Below are 16,772 nucleotides of genomic sequence, written 5' to 3'. Positions count from 1 at the left end.
GTGAGTTCCTCAGGCAAATCGGTAGCTGCTACCTCGATCTCGGTAACCGGACCGTGCGGTCTGCGCCGCACGCGCGCCGCCATGGCGCAGATGCGCGCTGGGGATGCCGACGCCAGCTGCACCACCGCCCACGAGGTTCCCACCTGGTCGACGGTGTCTGCTCCGCCCCCTTCGACGACCACCTTCAGAATATGCTGAGCGAAGCCAGCACCTACGCCACCTCACCAACGGGTCAGGGGTCTCCTCGACCGCGGGCGCACCGTCCTGAAGGAGCGAGCCGCCGCATGATCCTCGTACTGTGGGACATCGACCGCACCCTGCTATATACCGGGGATACCGACCGGCAGGTCTACCGGGAGCTGTTCGAGGAAGTGGTCGGCCGACCCGCCGAGCGCCTTCCCGCGCGCGGAACGGGCGTGACCATGCCGATGGCCGTGCGAGAACTCCTGCGCGCCAACGCGGTGGAGCCCGAGCGGGTCGAGGAGTTCGCCCAGCGGATCGTCGCGCGTATGCCGACCCAGCTCGACCGTCACCACGACGACCTCGTCCGCAAGGGCCGGGTGATGCCCGGTGCTCCCGCAGCACTCGCTGCCGTCGCCCGAGACCCGGAGACTGTACCGACCGTGGTCACCGGCAATCTGCAAGGCAGCGCCGAGATCAAGCTCAAGGCGCTGGGCCTGGACAAGCACCTCGATCTTGCCTGTGGCGGATACGCGTCCGACGACGCTCACCGCCCCGCTCTCGTGCGCGTGGCGCAAGAGCGAGCTGGTACTCGCTACCACGGCGACTTCACCCGCGATACGACGGTGATCATTGGTGACTCACTGGAAGACATCCGCACAGGGCGGGAAGGGGGCGCCACCGTCATCGCGGTGGCCTCCGGAACCACCAGCTCCCAGGAGCTCGTAGCCGCCGGAGCCCGCCACGTCATGCCGGATCTCACTGACACCCAGCACCTGCTCGCACTGATTACGAGGTGCACCACGCGTACAGCCCGGCCACGGTAAGGACGTGGAGGATCGCCTGGTCCCGCGTGGCGGCCGTTCACCCGGAGTGCGGCGAGATCGACGAGGTGAAGCTCAGATCCCCAAGCCGAGAGCGAGAGTTCGATTCTCATCACCCGCTCCAGGGAGAAGCCCCAGATCACTGGTCTGGGGCTTCTCGTCTAGGCCCATTCGGGTGGAAGAGCGCGAAGGTCATTGCTGTGAAAGACCAGCGGCACGCCCGTCGTCGAGCCAGGTTCCTCAAAGGTGACGACCCGGCCCACCACCAGGAGGTGGTCGCCGAGCACCCTGGTCTCCCACAGCCAGCAGTCGATCCAGAGCACCGCTCCGGGCAGCAACGGGTTGCCGAGGGCGGAGCGGATCCACCGCACTCCGGTGAACTTGTCCCCTCCCGAGCGCGCGAACCGGGCGCACAGGCTGTCCTGGCCGGCCGCCAGGACGTTGACCGCGAAGCGACCCGCCCGCGCCATGTTCGGCCAGCTGGTGGAGGAGGTGGCCACGAAGAAGCCCACCAGCGGTGGCTCCAGGGATATCGAGACGAACGACCCCGCGACCAGGCCGAACGGCACCTCACCGTCGGCTGCGGAGACCACGGTCACACAGGTCGGAACTGCTGACAGGGCTCTGCGCAGCTGGGCCCTGTCGATCTCCGTGCAGGCGCGCGCCGCTGACCTCACATGTTCTCCCGGTCCGCGGCTGCCAAGCTCTCCCGGGCCCAGGATGCAGCCTCCTCGAAGTCCGTCGACTGCACCACAGGACAGCCCCAGAACCGGAGCCCCGCTTCCGGGGCGGGAGCCCGCTCGCCCCCGACGAATGCCAGGCCGCGGCACCGGTTCGCCAGGGCCGGCCGTATCTCCTTGACCGCTTTTGCGTGTTCCGCGGTCCGGGGGGCGTGGTCGGCCTCCTTCGCAGCTTCCGTTGCCGTTAGGTCGAGGACGGCCGCGAACGGCTGCCCCCGTTCCAGCGCTGAGTGGAGCAGGCCTAGTACGGCGTCACGGACCGCGCCCGGGGGCTCCCCCTCGGCGACGAGGGTCACGACGGGCCAGTCGTCGAATCGGGTCTTCATGCGAGCCGCCTCTCAGTCGCCGCCCGGCTTGCCGGCGATTCCCCAGTGCGTCTCGGGCACCGGATGCAGCACGACCCAGGTGTGCTCCCGTACTTGCTCCCCCAGCACTTCCGCCGCGGCGTCGGTCAGTCGCTCGATCAGTAGCCTGTGCGTTTCGTGCGTGACCCGCTTCTCGTACAGCTTGACTTCGATCAAGGGCATCAGAAACGGCCTCCTTGCGGTAGGGACACGGCGTCGACGGGCATGACCTCGTCCAGGCTGTCGGAGAACGCCCCGACGAGATAGTCGACTTGATGGGGTGTCAACCCCGGATGGCAAGGGAGATTCAGCTGTTCCGTGAACCACAGCCGCTCGGCGGTGGGGCACTCCCCGAGGCCGTGGCCCCTGGCCCGCCACTCCGGGACGAGGTGGAGCGGGAAGTACCGGAGCTGGATCTCCACGCCTCGCTCATCCAGGGCCCGTACCAGCTGGGTGCGTGCCTCGGGGGCGCCTCGCACGAAACAGGTGTAGAGGTGGTAGGCGTGCCCGATGTCGCTGCCGGGCCGCTGGACGCGGACCCCGGGATGAGCCGACGCCACCTTGTCGAGCTGGGCGGCTATCTGCCGACGGCGGGCGACGAAGGCGTCCAGCTTGGCCAGCTGGGCAGAGCCGACGGCGGCGGCCGCCTCGGACAGGGTGGCGTTGGTGCCCGACCTGCGCACCGACTCGCACGACTCCCGATAGATGTAGGCGGAGTACTGCATCCATGGCAGCAGCGCGGGAACGTCACCGGGCGGGGCGGGGGACTTGGTGAACACGCCATCGACTTGGTTGGAGCGGCGGCGCTCAATGCGCTTCGCCCAGTCGTCTCGGTCGGTGGTGATCATGCCGCCCTCGCCGAGGGTGGTGATGTTCTTGGAGGAGTGGAAACTGAAACAGGCGATGTCGGCCAAGGCTCCTGGCCGGCGTCCCCGGTACTCGGCACCGAGGGCGTGCGCGCAGTCCTCCAGGACCACGATGCCCCGGGCACGCGCCAGGTCCATCACAGCCTCCATCTCGGCGGGCCAGCCCCCGTAGTGGACCAGGAGGACGGCACGGGTCCGCTCGGTGAGCAGGTCGGCCAGCCGGTTCGGGTCCATGTTGAGCGAGTACGGGTCGACATCGCAGAACCGCACCCGAACATCGAGGTCGAGCAGTGGCTGGATCGTCGCCGGGAAGGTCTGCGGGCTGGCCACGACCTCGTCACCGGGACGCAGGTCGAGCAGCGCGATCGCGATCTCCAGGGCGACGGTCCCGCTTGTCACCGACAGGGCGTGCCGGGCGCCGACAAGGGTGCGGAACTCCTCCTCGAACGCGGTGCGCCACTCTCCCATGGACAGCGGGGCATCGGAGTGGAGCACCTCGGTCAGCGCCTGGAACTCGGTGTCGTCCAATACGCTTCCCCGGCGCGCGAAGGGCACGTCGTATACACGGTCGCCGCGCATCAGTGGTCCTCCTCGCCGCGCGCCGCCCGCCGGTCGGCGGCGTCGGCCGCGAGTGCCTTCTTGTCGACCTTTCCCAGACCGGTGAGCGGGAAGGCGTCGTAGATCTCCAGCAGATCGGGGAGTTTGAAGTCGGCCACGCCCCTCTCCCGCAGTATGCGCCGCAGCTCCGGCATGCCCGGTGGATCGCCGTCGGGCATGACGCACGCGCAGATCGCCTCGCCCAACGCCGGGTCGGGAACGGCCACGACGGCTGCCTGAGCGACACGGGGGTGCCGGGTCAGGTGGCCTTCGAGTTCAGTCGCGGACACCTTGTCGCCGCCCCGGATCACTACATCCTTCACCCGGCCCTCGACCACCAGATCGCCTCGCGGGGTGAGCCGGACCAGGTCACCAGAGCGGAAGAAGCCGTCGTCGGTGAACGCGGTTCGATTGTGCTCCGCTGCCCGGTAGTAGCCGCGCAGCGTGTAGGGACCGCGCGTGACGAGTTCGCCCACCCTGCCGGGCGCCGTCTCAGCCCCCGTCACCGGATCGACCACGCGTATCTCGTCGACCGGCGAGACTGGCCGGCCCTGGGTGGCTAGGACGACGTCGTCCGGGTCGTCGCGCCGGGTCATGGTCAGTAGCCCCTCGGCCATCCCGAAGACCTGCTGGAGCGCGCATCCGAGCACCGGACGTACCTGTTCCGCGACGTGCCGGTGCAGCTTGGCGCTGCCGATCTGGAGGCACTCCAGGCTCGACAGGTCATGCCGGGTGTGCTCGTTCCCGCCCATCCATAGGTGCGCGATGGTGGGCACCACGGAGGTCAGGGTGACCCTTTCTGCGGCGATCAGGGGGAAGCAGGTGCCGGGGCTCGGGTCGGGAGCGAACACCACAGTGCCTCCGGCGCCCAGGGTGCCGAGGATGCCGGGACACCCCCAGGTGAAGTTGAACTCCACCGGCAGAACCGCCAGATACACGGTCTCCGGTCCCAGGCCGCACACCTCGGCGGTGGCGCGGATCTGGTAGCCGTAGTCGTCGTGCGTCCGCGGGATCAGCTTGGGAAGGGCCGTCGTACCGCCGGAGAGCAGGAAGAACGCCGCGTCCGTGGAGTCCGGCGCGTACGCTTCTCCGGGAGCCCCGGTGAGGTCGTCCAACAGGATGACGTTCTCCGGCGTCCCGGGCCGTGGTTCGCCCACCATCAGCGTGTGCCGGAGGGACGGCACCTCCTTGCGCAGGGCCACGGACATCTCCACGTGGTCGAAACCCCGCTTCGACCCGGGTACGACATGGGCGACCGCCCCGGACAGCTCGCACAGGTGACGCACCTCGTACGACCGGTGGGCGGGAAGCGAGAACACGGGCACCGCGCCGACCCGGAAGAGGCCGAAGCAGACGGCCACGAAGTCGGGGGCATTGGGCAGTTGGACGACCACCCGGTCGCCGGGGCCGACGCCGATCCCGCGCAGCCCGGCCGCCAACCGGTCGGCCCAGGCGTCGAGTTCGGCGTACGAGATGCGTCGTCCCTCCCCGACCAGGGCGGTGCGGTCCCGGTGAGTGGTGGCCCAGCGCCGCAGCGCGGTGCCGAGCGGCTCGCCGGTCCAGTAACCGGCGGCGCGGTAGCGGGCGATCTCCGCCTGCGGCCTGGCAACGCATCCGTCGAGCACGGTCACACCTCCGCCATCACGTGGTCGGCGAACAGCCGCAGGGCGCGTTCGCTCTGTTCGTAGGGCATGTGGCCGGGGCTGACCTGGATGCTGACAGTCAGGTCGTCGCCGTACCACTCTGTGATGGCCGCGAGCTGGTCGCGAACCTCGGCCGGGGTGCCGGCCAGCACCTTCGTGGCGGCCAGAGAGGCCGCGAAATCGTAGTCGCGGACCTTCTCGACGAACTTCTCGTAGCCGGGGTACTGGTCGCTGCGGGCTCCCGCCCAGCCGGCCACCGCGCCCGCCATGTGCTCGACGTAATTGCGCTCGAACCGCTCGGCCGCGTCGAGCGCCTCGGCCCGGTCCTCGGAGAGGTAGCAGGTGTACTTGATCTGGATGCGCGGACGGCCGGGGTGGGCGCTCGCCGTCCATGCCTCGCGGTAGGCCGCCAGCATTTCCCGCAGTTGCTCGCGCGAGGTGACGGACGGCACGACCTGGAGGTGGTGGCCGGCCTTGCCGGCGGCCGCGCAGGACTCGGCGCTGGTCGCGGAGGCGACGAACACCGGCGGGTGCGGTCGCTGCACGGGGCGGGGCAGCAGGGAGACCGGGCCGAACCGGTAGAATTCCCCGGTCCATGTGACGCTTTCCTCGGACCACAGGGCGACGCACGCGTCGACCATCTCGGCGAACCTGGCCCGGCTCTCGGCCATGGGCACCTGGAACCATTCGAACTCGTCGGGCAGGAATCCCCGGCCGAAGCCGGCGTCGAGTCGTCCCCCCGAAAGGTTGTCGAGCATGGCCAGTTTGGCCGCCGTCTTCAGCGGGTGGTTGAGGGCGGCGATGACGGCGCCGGTGGTGATGCGGATCGTGCTGGTCCTGGCAGCGATGGCGGTGAGCAGGGTGACCGGGTCGGGACAGTAGCCGCCGTACGGTGAGCCGTAGTGCTCCACCGTTTGTACGTGTTCGAAGCCCAATGACTCGCCGAGCACGGCCAGTTGGATTGTTTCCCGGTAATACTGCGGGGCGCTCTTGCGAGCTGGGGCGATGACGGGGAAGAAGTTCAGGCCAAACTGCATGGGCAACTCCTTGCGGGTGTGCGTGTGTGGGGGATCGGCGCGTCCAGTGGCGTGCCGTCGGTCAGGGCAGCGCGAGCGAGGACGGCATGGCGCTCGGTCGCTCCAGTCGGCGCCGCAGTTCGGCGACGACCGCGTGCCGAGCGTCCAGCAGATAGAAGTGGCCGCCGGGAAAGACCCTCAGATCGAAGTCGGCGGACGTGATGTCCCGCCAGGGCCGCATGAGGTCCGGCGGTGCCTCGTGGTCGTGCTGCCCGGCCATCGTGGTGACCGGGCACGAGAGCGGTGGTCCGGACCGGTGCCGGTAGGTGTCGATCAGTCGGAAGTCCTGACGGATCGGCGGCAGCCATACGGCGCGGGAGGCGGGGTCCGCGAACAGCTCCGGGGCGGTGCCGCCGAGGGCGAGCACCTCCGCAACGAACGCGGCGTCGTCGAGCAGGTGGGTGCCGCCCGGCAGGTGCGCGGTGGGAGATACCGTCCCCGACACAACCAGGCGGACCAGGCCGGCTCGGGCCGAGCAGCGGCGGGCCACCTCGTAGGCGACGATGCCGCCCATGCTGTGGCCGAACAGCGTGGTGGGACGTCGGGGCAGGCGCTCCAGCTCTCCTGCGATGCGATCGGCGAGGTCTGCCACGCTGCCGGGGACATCATCGGGCGTGCTGTACCGCGCCGAGACGAGGTCCACGTCCGGGCCCAGATTGTCGGCCCAGGGTACGAACATGCCGGGTACGGCTCCGGCGTGCGGCAGGCACACCAGCCGGGTCCGGCCTCGGGGCCCGGAAGTGTGACGCTGCAACAGGCCGGACCGACGCGACGGGACGGCATTCACCGGCCCGGCTCCGCACCGGACGCCGAGACCGGAGGTTGTCGTACGGCTGCGGCGAGAGCCTCGATCGACCGGTACTCGATCAGGCACCTCAACAGGACCTCGAAGCCGTGCCCGGCCGCCCCGGGCACCTGTTCACGGACGTTGCCGATCAGCTGGGCGGCCAGCAGGGAATCGCCGCCGACCGCGAAGAAGTCCTGGTCGACGCCGACCTGCTCACCGGCCCCCAGTACTTCGGCCCATAGGCCGGCGATCGCGTCCTCCAGCGCGTCCCGCGGCGGGAGCGCCTTCTTGCGGGTGGCGGCCGGATCCGGGGCAGCCCGCAGCCAGGCGGCCAGCGCCCCCCGGTCCACCTTGCCGTTGGCGGTCAGCGGCAGGGCGTCGAGCACGTGGGTGCGGGAGGGCACCATGTGCGCCGGCAGCTGGTCGGCCAGGTACGTGCCGAGGGCGTCGGGGCTCACCCGGGTCTGATCGGCCTTGAAACGGGCGGCGAGCAGCACCTGTCCGAGGGACGGCGGGAGCCGATCGGCATCCGGGCCGGGATCCTGCGGCAGGTGCCACAGCTCGGTGGCGCCCGCCCGCTGCAGTAACTGGGTCCACTCCTCCCGGTCGAGCAGCATCCGGTCCTGGCCGCGTCGCACGTCCGTGAAGTCGACGCCCGTCTCACCCACGTCCATCAGAAAGGCCATGAAGATCATGAGTTCTGCGCTCTCCCGCGTCGGCTCGGTGAACAGCAGCCACCCGCCGGGGGTGAGCAGCTCCCGCAGCCGGCCGAGCATTGTAGCCGCGTTCCGCGCGTTGTGCAGGACGTTCGCGGCGACGATCACGTCGAAGGAGTTCGGGGCCAGACCCTGGGAGCGCGGGTCGGCGTTCATGTCGAACAGGCCGTAGTCCACGAAGGGGACGTCGGCGAAACGTTCCTGTGCTCCGTTGAGGAAGAACGGCGACACATCCGTGAACAGGTACTCCACGTCCTGGTCGGCCAGGGCCTCGAAGGCTGCCGCGCTGGTGCCGCCGACGCCTGCTCCCACCTCCAGCACCCGCAGCGGGCCGTGGTCCGGACTGTGACTCAGTGCGATCTCCCGCAGGGCTCCGGCGGTGGCGGCATTGGTGTAGCGCGCGATCAGGCTGTCGGTGAAGAGTGACACGGCGGTGTCCGCCCGGCCCTCGGGGAACAACAAGTGGACCTCGTCCTGGGCGCCGCTGACCAGCTCGGGCAGGCGGGCTCCGCTGCGTTCGAACAGAGCGACCGCCTCCGGCGACCACTGGTCGTGGCCGTAGGCGTGCAGCTCACGCACCCGCCGCCAGGCCGCGTCGACCTCGGACCGGCTGTCCGGCAGCGCCCCGGGGACGGCGGTGTACATGCCGGTCATGGGATCGTGGGTCACTTGGCCCGCCTCGTGCAGCAGGCCGAGCCAGCGGTGCACGATCCAGCGGTGCCGGGGCACGGCCCGCATCAGCCGCAGCATCTCGTCTGCGGTACGCCCTTCGGCAAGGGCCTCCCGCAGCGCATGGCCGACGGTGAGCAGCACGGCCTCGTCGAGCGCGGCGTGGAAGGCGCGCATCCGGGCCGCGTCCGGGGCCTTCGCGGCGGAGCGCCCGGCGGCGTCGGAGGCTGCCGCCAACTCCGCTGCGGAGCCGGCGGCCGGGGTGCGGTGGCGACCGGTCACGAAGGCGACCAGGCGGCGGTCCGTACGGCCGCCGTCGGCCAGCACGCAGGCGACCCCGACCGAGGGATGCCGTTCCAGGGTCGACTCGATCTCGCCCGGCTCGATGCGGTGCCCGAGCACCTTGACCTGGGAGTCCGCCCGGCCGAGGAACTCGATGACGCCGTCGGGGCGGTAGCGTCCCAGATCGCCGGTGCGGTAGAGCCGTTCGCCCGTGACCGGGTGGTGGACGAACCGCTCGGCTGTGCGCTCCGGGTCGCCGAGATATCCCAGGGCGAGCCCGATGCCCCCGATATACAGCTCGCCGGTGACCCAGTCGGGACGCGGGGGCAGCGCGGGGTCCTCGGCGTCCAGGACGTGGAAGGTCTGGTTGGCCAGCGGGGTGCCGTACGGGATGCTGGTCCACTCCTCGTCGACGGTGTCGATGGGGAAGTGGATGGACCAGATCGCCGCCTCGGTGGCACCGCCCAGGCTGATCACACACAGTCCCGGCAGCTTGCTGCGGATCGAGTCGGGCAGCGTGACCGGGATCCAATCGCCGCTGATCAGAGCCAGCCGCAGCCGGGACAGGTCCCACTCGGCGGTGGGGCCAAGACAGTCGTCGAGCATCTGCAGCTGCGCAGGGACGGAGTTCCACAGCGTGACGCGGTGCTCGTGGATCAGCGCCGCCCAGTGGGAGGGGTCGCCGCGCCGGTCCGGATCGGGTAGTACCAGGGCACCGCCCCGGGCCAGGGGGCCGAAGACGTCGTAGACGGAGAGGTCGAAGCCGAGGCCGGCCAGACCGAGGATCCGGTCGTCCTCGTCCACGCCGTGCCGAGTGTTGATGTCGACGACCGTGTTGAGCGCACTGCGGTGGCTGATCATGACGCCCTTGGGCGTGCCGGACGAGCCGGAAGTGTAGATGACGTACGCCAGGTCCTCGGGCCGCGGCCGTTCGCCGTACGACGGTGTGGCGGCGGAGGTGAGACCGTCGACCGCGTCGACGCGGACCTGCTCGGGCCAGTCGGCCGGGCCGGGGCCACTCTCACACACCAGGACCTGACGGACGCCGGCGTCCGCCAGGATCCGGTCCCTGCGCGCGGTCGGCTGGGCGGTGTCGAGCGGGAGGTAGGCGCAGCCCGCTAAGAGGGCGCCGATCACGCCGACGATCTGCTGCCAGCCCTTGGGCATCGCGACGGCCACGATCTCCCCGGTGGTACATCGACCTCGCTCCCGCAGCAGTTCGGCGACGGCCTCGGCGCGGCCGAGGAGTTCGCCGTAGGTGAGGCTGCGGTCTGCGGCGACGACAGCGGTGCGGTCGGGGGTGCGCCGGGCCTGGGTGATCACGCCGTCGTGCAACAGCCCCTCCGGTACGGGTGCGGTGGTGGCGTTGATCTTCGCGCGGCGGGCGGCCTGGGCGGGTGGCAGCGCCCGCGCGACGGGGCCGGTCCATGCCCGTTCGTCCTCCGCCAGGCGCTGGACCAGGTCCGTGTAGGCGGCGAACATCGCGTCCACCAGGCCGTCGGGGAACAGGGCGTCCACGGTGTCCCAGGTGAGCAGCAGTCCGTCGGTGGTCTCATAGAGCTGGTGGTCCAGCCACACCTGCGGGGTCTGCGAGAGCATCCAGCTCATCTCGCCGAAGAGGCCGCGGAAGTCGTCGTCCACGAAGAGTTCGCCGATGCTGCTGGCGAAGACGACGGGAGCGGAGACCGGGCCGTCCGTCCGGCCCCGGGCGAGATCGCGCAGCACCTCGACCGCGGAGTAGGCGGCGTACGACACGTCCTGCTGGAAGCGGTCCTGGAGCGCGCGCACCCGGTCCACGAAGGGCGCGGTGCCGCCGGTCTCCACCTCGAGCAGGATCAGGTTGGTGAAGTCGGCGATCATCCGCTCGGTGTCGGGGTCGCCCGCTTGTCGGTCGAACAGCGGGACGCTGAGCAGGAATCGCCGGTTCTCGCTCCACTGGCCGAGGGCCTCCGCGAATGCCGTCGCCAGCACCATCGAGGGGGTCACGCGGTGGGCACGGGCCCGTTCCTTGAGCTGGTCGAAGCGGGCCTGTTCCAGCAAGTGGGAGCGGCGCCGGAAGCGCGGCCGCGCCACCCGGGCCGGGTCGGTGGCGAGCGGCAGGCGCGGGCCGCCGACGGTCAGCCGCTCGGAGCGCTCCCGCCAGTGGGCCCGCGCCTGCTCCCGCTCCGCACGGCGGCGGTTCGTGCGGTCGGCCAGGTACTCGGCGAAGCTCAGCGTGAGTGGCGGGAGGTCGACGCCCCGGTACAGGGCTGCGAGGTCCGCGAGGAGCACTTGGATACTCATGACGTCGGCGATGATCAGGTCGACGTTGAGGTGCAGCCGGGCACCGCCGCCGGGCAGCAGGGACAGCTGGATGTCGAAGACCTCACCGGTCCGGATGTCGAGCAGCCGGTGGGACAACTCGTCCCGGATGGCCCGCAGTCGCTTCTCCACGGCTTCCGTGCTCAGCGACCGCAGGTCGTGATAGATGAGACCGGGCCACGGAGAGCGGGCCGTGATCTGCTGGCGGCCGTCATCCCGTATCACCGCCCGGAGCATCCCGTGGCGCTCGGTCAGCCGGTGGACGGCGTCCTCCAGACGGGCAGGGTCGGCGCCGGGCCCATCGAACTCGAAATACCCGTGGCAGGCGACCCCGCCGAGCACCTGCCCCTCGTTCCGCCCGATCCAGTACGCGTACTGGACGGGCGTCAGCAGGAAGGGAGCCGCCGGATCGATGGCGGCGACCGTCTCGGCGGCCTCGGCGACGGGTGGCTTCTCGGGCCGGCCGTCGGCTAGCAGGGCCCACCAGTCGGACACCGTCGGGCTGACGGTGAACTCGCGATAGGTGACCGTCAGGCCTGCGTCCCGCCAGGCTCCGACCATCGCCATGGCGGTCACGGAGTCCAGGCCGAGGCCGACGAGATCGTCGTCGTCGCCGATCTCCGCGGGGTCCAGCCGGAGTCTGCGCGCGAGGTGCCGGCGTAACTCCTCCTGGCTCATGGGAAGGTCAGCGGACGGTGCGGTGTGACGGGCGGAACCAGGCAAGACTCCTCCAGGCCAGGACGGTTTTCCTGTGCGTTTCGGATGTCCCGGGATTGCGACATGGTTGAAACTTTCCCGGGCCGCCCAAGTATCAGCACATGCCTGATGGGTCTGGCAAGAGTTGATCAATGATGGATTGCGACCGGTGTTCGCAGAGTCATTTCTCGGCCATTTGGCAGGGTCGTTTGAGTGGTTGACACTACACTCGCCTCATGCCAAGGTAGGGTACCCTTACTTGCCTGTTGAGTGCCTTCCCGTCAGGCATCTCTTCGTTTTGGGTGACTTGTCTGGCGGACTCGGTAGCGTTGGTGGACCCGGCAGTCGGCTATTTTTTCATTCCCCCATTACCTGGTCGGCGACCTCCCTTTGTGGCCTGATGGATTGCTGACCATTTTCTTTTTCGGTGGTCAAACGATTGCCGGTCATCAGGGTATAGAGAGCCCCCGATGCGGCTATGGCGGTGGCAATCCAGAACGCGAGCGTGAAGCCCGAGTTGTCGGGGAGTGGGGTGCCGGAGATCGTGTGGGAGGCCAGGACTGCCGCGGCGAGCTGGCTGCCTACGGCTCCGCCCACGGTCCGGGCTACCGTGTTGATGCCGTTGGCTGTGGCTATGGCGTGTGGCGGGGCGGCGTCGTGGATCAGTTTGGGCAGCGCCGCCATGGCGAACCCGAACCCGGTGCCGATCACGCCGTACGCCGCCATTGCCTGCCACTCCCGGGCGTGGAACAGCGCCATGACCGCCCCGCCCGCAGTGCTCAGCGCGAGCCCGAGCATCAGCGGGGCGCGCGGGCCCAGTCGGCCCTCCACTCGTCCGACGGCCGAGCTGGCCGGCAGTCCGAGGAGTGTCCCGGGGATGAGGATCAGGCCGGCCACTGTGACCGACGCCCCGAAGCCGTAGTCGACGAGACGCGCCGCTTCCGGCGGCAGTCCCGTCGGCAGCTCGGCGAGCTTGGGTACCAGGACGTAGAAGACGAACTGGGTGGCGCCCAGAAGGAAGGCGCCGATGTGGGCACCCGCGATCGGGCGGCCGAGCAGCAGGGTCGGGTCGATCAGCGGGTGCGGCACCCAGCGCTCCCACCGCAAGAACACCGCGGAGAACAGCACGGCGCCGACGAAGAGCCCGAGCACCTGGCTGGAGGACCAGCCCCAGGACGGCCCCTCGGTCAGTCCCAGTAGCGCACAGACCAGGGCCACGCCCAGTAGAACGGCACCGGTCAGGTCTGGCCGCGCCGGTGCGCTCAAGCGGCTCTCGGGCACGTACCGCGCCACAGTGACCAGGGCCAGTAAAACCAGTGCCCCGCCCGCGACGAACAGCCACCGCCATGAAGCGTGGTCGACGATCAGGCCGCCGACCAGCAGGCCGAGGCCGGCTGCGCCGCCCACCAGACCCGAGGTGAGGCCCAGTCCGAACGCCACCCGGTGCGGGGGGAGTGCCTCGCGGATCAGCCCCAGGGACAGCGGAAGCAGCGCGAGGCTGACGCCCTGGACGGCGCGGAAGGCGATGAGCGAGTCGACGTTCCAGGCGGCCGCCGCGCCGATGTTGCCCAGCAGGTGCAGCGTCAGCGTGGCCAGCAGTACGCGCCGCTTGCCGTGACTGTCGCCGAGCCGGCTGATGAGCGGGGTGAAGACCGCACTCGCCAGCAGTGTGGAACTGAGCACTGCCCAGGAGGCGCCCGCGGCACTCGTGTCGAGCTCGGTCTGCAGGATGCCCAGCGTGGGCACCAGCATCGTCTGCACGAGCGAGTAGGACAGGACGGCCAGGATGAGAGCCAGCAGGGCTTTCGTCCCTGATCGGGCGGGGGCTGCGGCGGCGGGGGCTGTCAAGGGGCACCTCGGCGTTCGTAATTTGCGACCAGTGTTCGCTAATTACGAGGATAGGCATCCCTCGCCCTGGGCCACAAGTCCCGCAGGGGAGGGCGACGGGTAGGGTGCTCCTGTGAACGCACGTGCTCCTGGCCGACCGCGCATCCTGTCCCGTGAACGCATCGTCACCATGGCGCGGCGTATTGCGGACGATGAGGGGCTGGACGCGCTGACCGTGCGACGGGTCGCACAGCGCCTCGGCACCGGACAGGCGTCCCTCTACCGCCACATCGAGGACCGCGACGAACTGCTCCGCCTCCTCGCGGAGGACGTCGCCGTCCATCTCCCGGGCCCGAAGGAGTGCCCGGATGTCCGCGAACAAGTCATCGGTCAGTGGCTCGACGCGTATGACTACCTGTCACAACATCGCTGGGCGGCTCGGATCATCGCCGAGGGCGAGCATGTGGCGGACGGTGCCTCGGCCTTCGCCGAGAGCGCGCTCGACGCACTGAGGGTGCTGGCGGGGGGCGCGCAGGAATCGCGGGCCGATCTCGCCCGCGTGTACCGGGTGTTGTGGCATCTGCTGCTCGGTCACGTGCTCAACGTCCACCCGGTGGGTCACACCCACTCCGAGGGTGCCGGCCTCGAAAGTGCCGACAAGAGCGAGGAGCCGGACACCGTGCCGGCCCCCGGCCCTCACGCGGCGAGTACCTCCCGCGACGATTTGGTCTGGGCTTTACCTCGCGTCCTGGACGGCATGCTCGGCACTCCCTGACGGCGAAACCGACGCCTCACGACCGTGCAGTGCCCGTGCCCACACCAGGGCAGCGACGGTCATCACCCCCGCGACCATGACGGCGGCCCCGTAGCCGACGGCCCCGGCGAGCGGCGGCCCGGCGGACTGCGCTGCCACGGCGACGGCGAAGCCCCAGGCCGACAGGAGGGTGAAGTCGGTACCCGCGGTGGCCGGTCGGCAGAAGTCCATGAAGACCGTGAAGATCACGGTATTGAGCGCACCACGAGCCAGGCCGAGCGCGGCGACCGCGACCGCCGCGACCACGCCTCTCGCCCCTATGGCCACCGTCAACAGCACTGCTGTTGCGGCCAGTTGTACCCCACAGCCCGCGAGCAGTACCCGGCCGCGCCCCAGTCGGGCGGTCAGCCGCCCGGTGACGGACGCGCCTGCGATCCCGGCCGCCCCACCGAGCAGGACGGTCAGCAGTCCGATGCGGCCGAGCGGCCAGCCCCGGTCCACCAGCAGCGGCGGGATGAGCGACTGTGGCAGCATGATGCCCATCCATACCAGTGGCACGAGGACGCCCGCCCATACGGCGACCCCCGGCTGGCGCACCAGTGACCGCACGGCCCGCCGACCGGGGCGGGTGGCGGGCGCCCGGGGAGACGGCGGCTCCATGGTCTCGGTGATGCGGGGCAGCACGGCCATCGGTAGCAGGCAGACGCAGGCCAGGGCGATGACCGACCACGACCATCCGGCATCTTCGACGACGGCGAGCAGCCCGGCGCCACCGACGGCTGCGCCGGCGAAGCCCGCGCCGACCTGTACGGCGTTGGCGCGCCCGCGGTCGTCGGGGTCGATCAGGCGGACGGCGAGGCCGTCGGTGGCGATGTCCTGGGTGCCGATCAGGGCGCCGAGGAGGCAGGCCATCGTCATCAGCAGGGCGAAGTCCCTGGTGACGTCCACGGCGGCGAGGGCCAGGAGCAGAGCCGCGATCGACGGTTGGGTCACGGCCAACCAGGTGCGGTAGTGACCGCGAGGGCGGCGGCCGTAGCGGTCGACGAGTGGGGCCCACAACACCTTCGCGATGACCATGAAGTTCACGAGGGATACGGCACCGACCTCTCGGAGCGGTGCGCCCTCGGCCCGCAGGATCGCCGGAAGGGCTGTCAGAGGGCTCATCGCCAGGTATTGGCCGGCGTAGAGAGCCATCAGGGTCAGCAGCCGGGTGCGCCTGGTCATCCATCCTCCCCAGAGTCAAGTAAGGGGAGCCTAACTTATTTGAGAACGGCGGTCGCTAATGTGACCGGAAATCGCCGGGGCGGGTAAGAAGTCTCGGTCCACGTCGGTGAAATCCAGCAGCATCCTGGTCTCGCCCTCTGTCACCAGATCGGCCAGCGCCTCACCGATTCCCAGAGCGTGCTTGCCCCCGTGCGCGTTGCAGCCGCCCGCGACGATCAGGCCGGGATCGCCGCCCGGGCTGCCGATCACGAACTGGCCGTCCGGGGTGCGGGAGAACATGCCGACCGCCACCCTCGCCGGCGCCGGGTCCAGGCCGGGGACATACGCGGCCAGCAGTTGCGTGAGCTCCGACCAGTCCTCGGCTCCCACGGACCGGTCGGTGTCCTCCGGGTCCATGGGGCGGAAACCGCCGCCGCCGTATTCCAGACCGAGCTTGACGTCGTGTCCGTTCTCGCGGCCGTTGCCCCACAACACCCGGCCGCCGTCGATCTCCCGCATGAACACCGGGAACTGATCGAGTTCGAAGCTTTTGCCACCCCCGCCGGGGTGGAACCAGCAGATCGGCATCCGGACGGTTTCCAGGGGCAGGCCGGGTACGAGGGTGGGCAGCCAGGCCCCTACGGTGACCACGGCCCGCCGGACACGCAGCGTGCCCGGGGACATCGCCACGTCCACCATGCCGCCCACCGTCGAGAGGCCGGTCACCTGGCTTCCCGTCAGCACGCGTGCGCCCGCGGCACGGGCCTGTTCCAGGGCGGCCCGTATTGTCGCTTCAGGCCGTACGATGCCTGCGCTCGGCTCCCGGACGCCGATGTGTCCCGCCGGTACCGCCGCGTGGAGCGGGTACCGGTCCGCCAGTTCGGCGGCGGTCATCACCTCCACCTCAACCCCGTGTGCCTCGGCCGCGCGCAGTGTCCCCCCGGTGATCGGCCCGTCCGGCGGCCCGATCAGCAGTCCGCCCGAGCGCACGAAGAGCTTCTCGTCCGACGCCTTCTCCAGGTCGCGCCACAGCTCCTCGGAGCGCCGAGCCAGCGGTACCAGGCCCGGATGCTCCAGGCAGGTGATCCGGAACATCCGCGACCCACCGTGCGAGGCTCCCCACGCGTGTCCCGGCGCGAACCGGTCGATCCCGATCACGTCCACCCCTCGCGCCGCCAGTTGCCACAGAGCTGCGGAGCCCCAGGCTCCGAGGCCGACCACCGCGACCTCGGCGTCCAAACCGCTCACCGCCATCTCACCCACCACC

General features: G+C 70.0%; 13 protein-coding genes. 2 read left to right on the top strand and 11 right to left on the bottom strand.

Features of this window, described 5'->3' with window-relative positions:
- Nucleotides 1-284 precede the first annotated feature (284 nt).
- Nucleotides 285-1,007, top strand: coding sequence for an HAD family hydrolase (locus tag B079_RS0129980; protein ID WP_018549551.1), 723 nt, complete (start codon nt 285-287; stop codon nt 1,005-1,007).
- 158 nt (nt 1,008-1,165) lie between these two features.
- On the opposite strand, the gene B079_RS33050 is transcribed toward B079_RS0129980, so the two are convergent.
- The 9 genes from B079_RS33050 to B079_RS0129935 form a co-directional block, all read right to left on the bottom strand.
- Nucleotides 1,166-1,681 (bottom strand): flavin reductase family protein, encoded by a 516-nt coding sequence (locus B079_RS33050; RefSeq protein ID WP_018549550.1) that lies wholly within the window; start codon nt 1,679-1,681, stop codon nt 1,166-1,168.
- On the bottom strand, nt 1,678-2,070 hold the full coding sequence (locus B079_RS0129970) for a hypothetical protein (RefSeq protein WP_018549549.1): 393 nt from the start codon (nt 2,068-2,070) through the stop codon (nt 1,678-1,680). Before B079_RS0129970 ends, B079_RS33050 begins: the two co-directional genes overlap by 4 nt.
- 12 nt (nt 2,071-2,082) lie before the next feature.
- A complete protein-coding gene (locus tag B079_RS0129965) occupies nt 2,083-2,271 on the bottom strand; it encodes a tautomerase family protein (protein WP_018549548.1) in 189 nt (62 codons plus the stop codon).
- Complete coding sequence (locus tag B079_RS0129960) at nt 2,271-3,533, bottom strand: DegT/DnrJ/EryC1/StrS family aminotransferase (protein WP_018549547.1); 1,263 nt, start codon at nt 3,531-3,533, stop codon at nt 2,271-2,273. The genes B079_RS0129965 and B079_RS0129960 overlap by 1 nt, the downstream gene beginning before the upstream one ends.
- The gene (locus tag B079_RS0129955; RefSeq protein ID WP_106432416.1) at nt 3,533-5,176 is read right to left on the bottom strand and encodes a (2,3-dihydroxybenzoyl)adenylate synthase; all 1,644 of its coding nucleotides are present in this window, start codon (nt 5,174-5,176) and stop codon (nt 3,533-3,535) included. Before B079_RS0129955 ends, B079_RS0129960 begins: the two co-directional genes overlap by 1 nt.
- 2 nt (nt 5,177-5,178) lie before the next feature.
- Complete coding sequence (locus B079_RS34775) at nt 5,179-6,231, bottom strand: LLM class flavin-dependent oxidoreductase (RefSeq protein ID WP_026249219.1); 1,053 nt, start codon at nt 6,229-6,231, stop codon at nt 5,179-5,181.
- A gap of 61 nt (nt 6,232-6,292) precedes the next feature.
- Complete coding sequence (locus B079_RS33045) at nt 6,293-6,982, bottom strand: thioesterase II family protein (protein ID WP_267880482.1); 690 nt, start codon at nt 6,980-6,982, stop codon at nt 6,293-6,295.
- A gap of 71 nt (nt 6,983-7,053) precedes the next feature.
- Entirely contained in the window at nt 7,054-11,703 is a 4,650-nt protein-coding gene (locus B079_RS33040) for a non-ribosomal peptide synthetase (protein ID WP_051095377.1), read from the bottom strand.
- Between the two features lie 375 nt (nt 11,704-12,078).
- Nucleotides 12,079-13,569: an MFS transporter gene (locus B079_RS0129935; protein ID WP_018549543.1), complete on the bottom strand. Its 1,491-nt coding sequence runs from the start codon at nt 13,567-13,569 to the stop codon at nt 12,079-12,081.
- A gap of 112 nt (nt 13,570-13,681) precedes the next feature.
- Between B079_RS0129935 and B079_RS0129930 the strand changes: the two genes are divergently transcribed.
- Nucleotides 13,682-14,323, top strand: coding sequence for a TetR/AcrR family transcriptional regulator (locus B079_RS0129930; protein WP_026249218.1), 642 nt, complete (start codon nt 13,682-13,684; stop codon nt 14,321-14,323).
- On the opposite strand, the gene B079_RS0129925 is transcribed toward B079_RS0129930, so the two are convergent.
- Together B079_RS0129925 and solA are read right to left on the bottom strand one after the other, a co-directional pair.
- A complete protein-coding gene (locus tag B079_RS0129925) occupies nt 14,285-15,526 on the bottom strand; it encodes an MFS transporter (RefSeq protein WP_018549541.1) in 1,242 nt (413 codons plus the stop codon). The genes B079_RS0129930 and B079_RS0129925 overlap by 39 nt on opposite strands.
- 30 nt (nt 15,527-15,556) lie before the next feature.
- Nucleotides 15,557-16,759, bottom strand: a complete 1,203-nt coding sequence (gene solA, locus B079_RS0129920) for an N-methyl-L-tryptophan oxidase (protein WP_018549540.1) — start codon at nt 16,757-16,759, stop codon at nt 15,557-15,559.
- Nucleotides 16,760-16,772 lie beyond the last annotated feature (13 nt).

Origin of the sequence: Streptomyces sp. LaPpAH-108 (genome assembly GCF_000373625.1) — a bacterium.
Lineage (GTDB): Bacteria > Actinomycetota > Actinomycetes > Streptomycetales > Streptomycetaceae > Streptomyces.
Note: the sequence above shows the minus strand (reverse complement) of the source record. Positions and strands in the feature narration are given on the sequence as shown.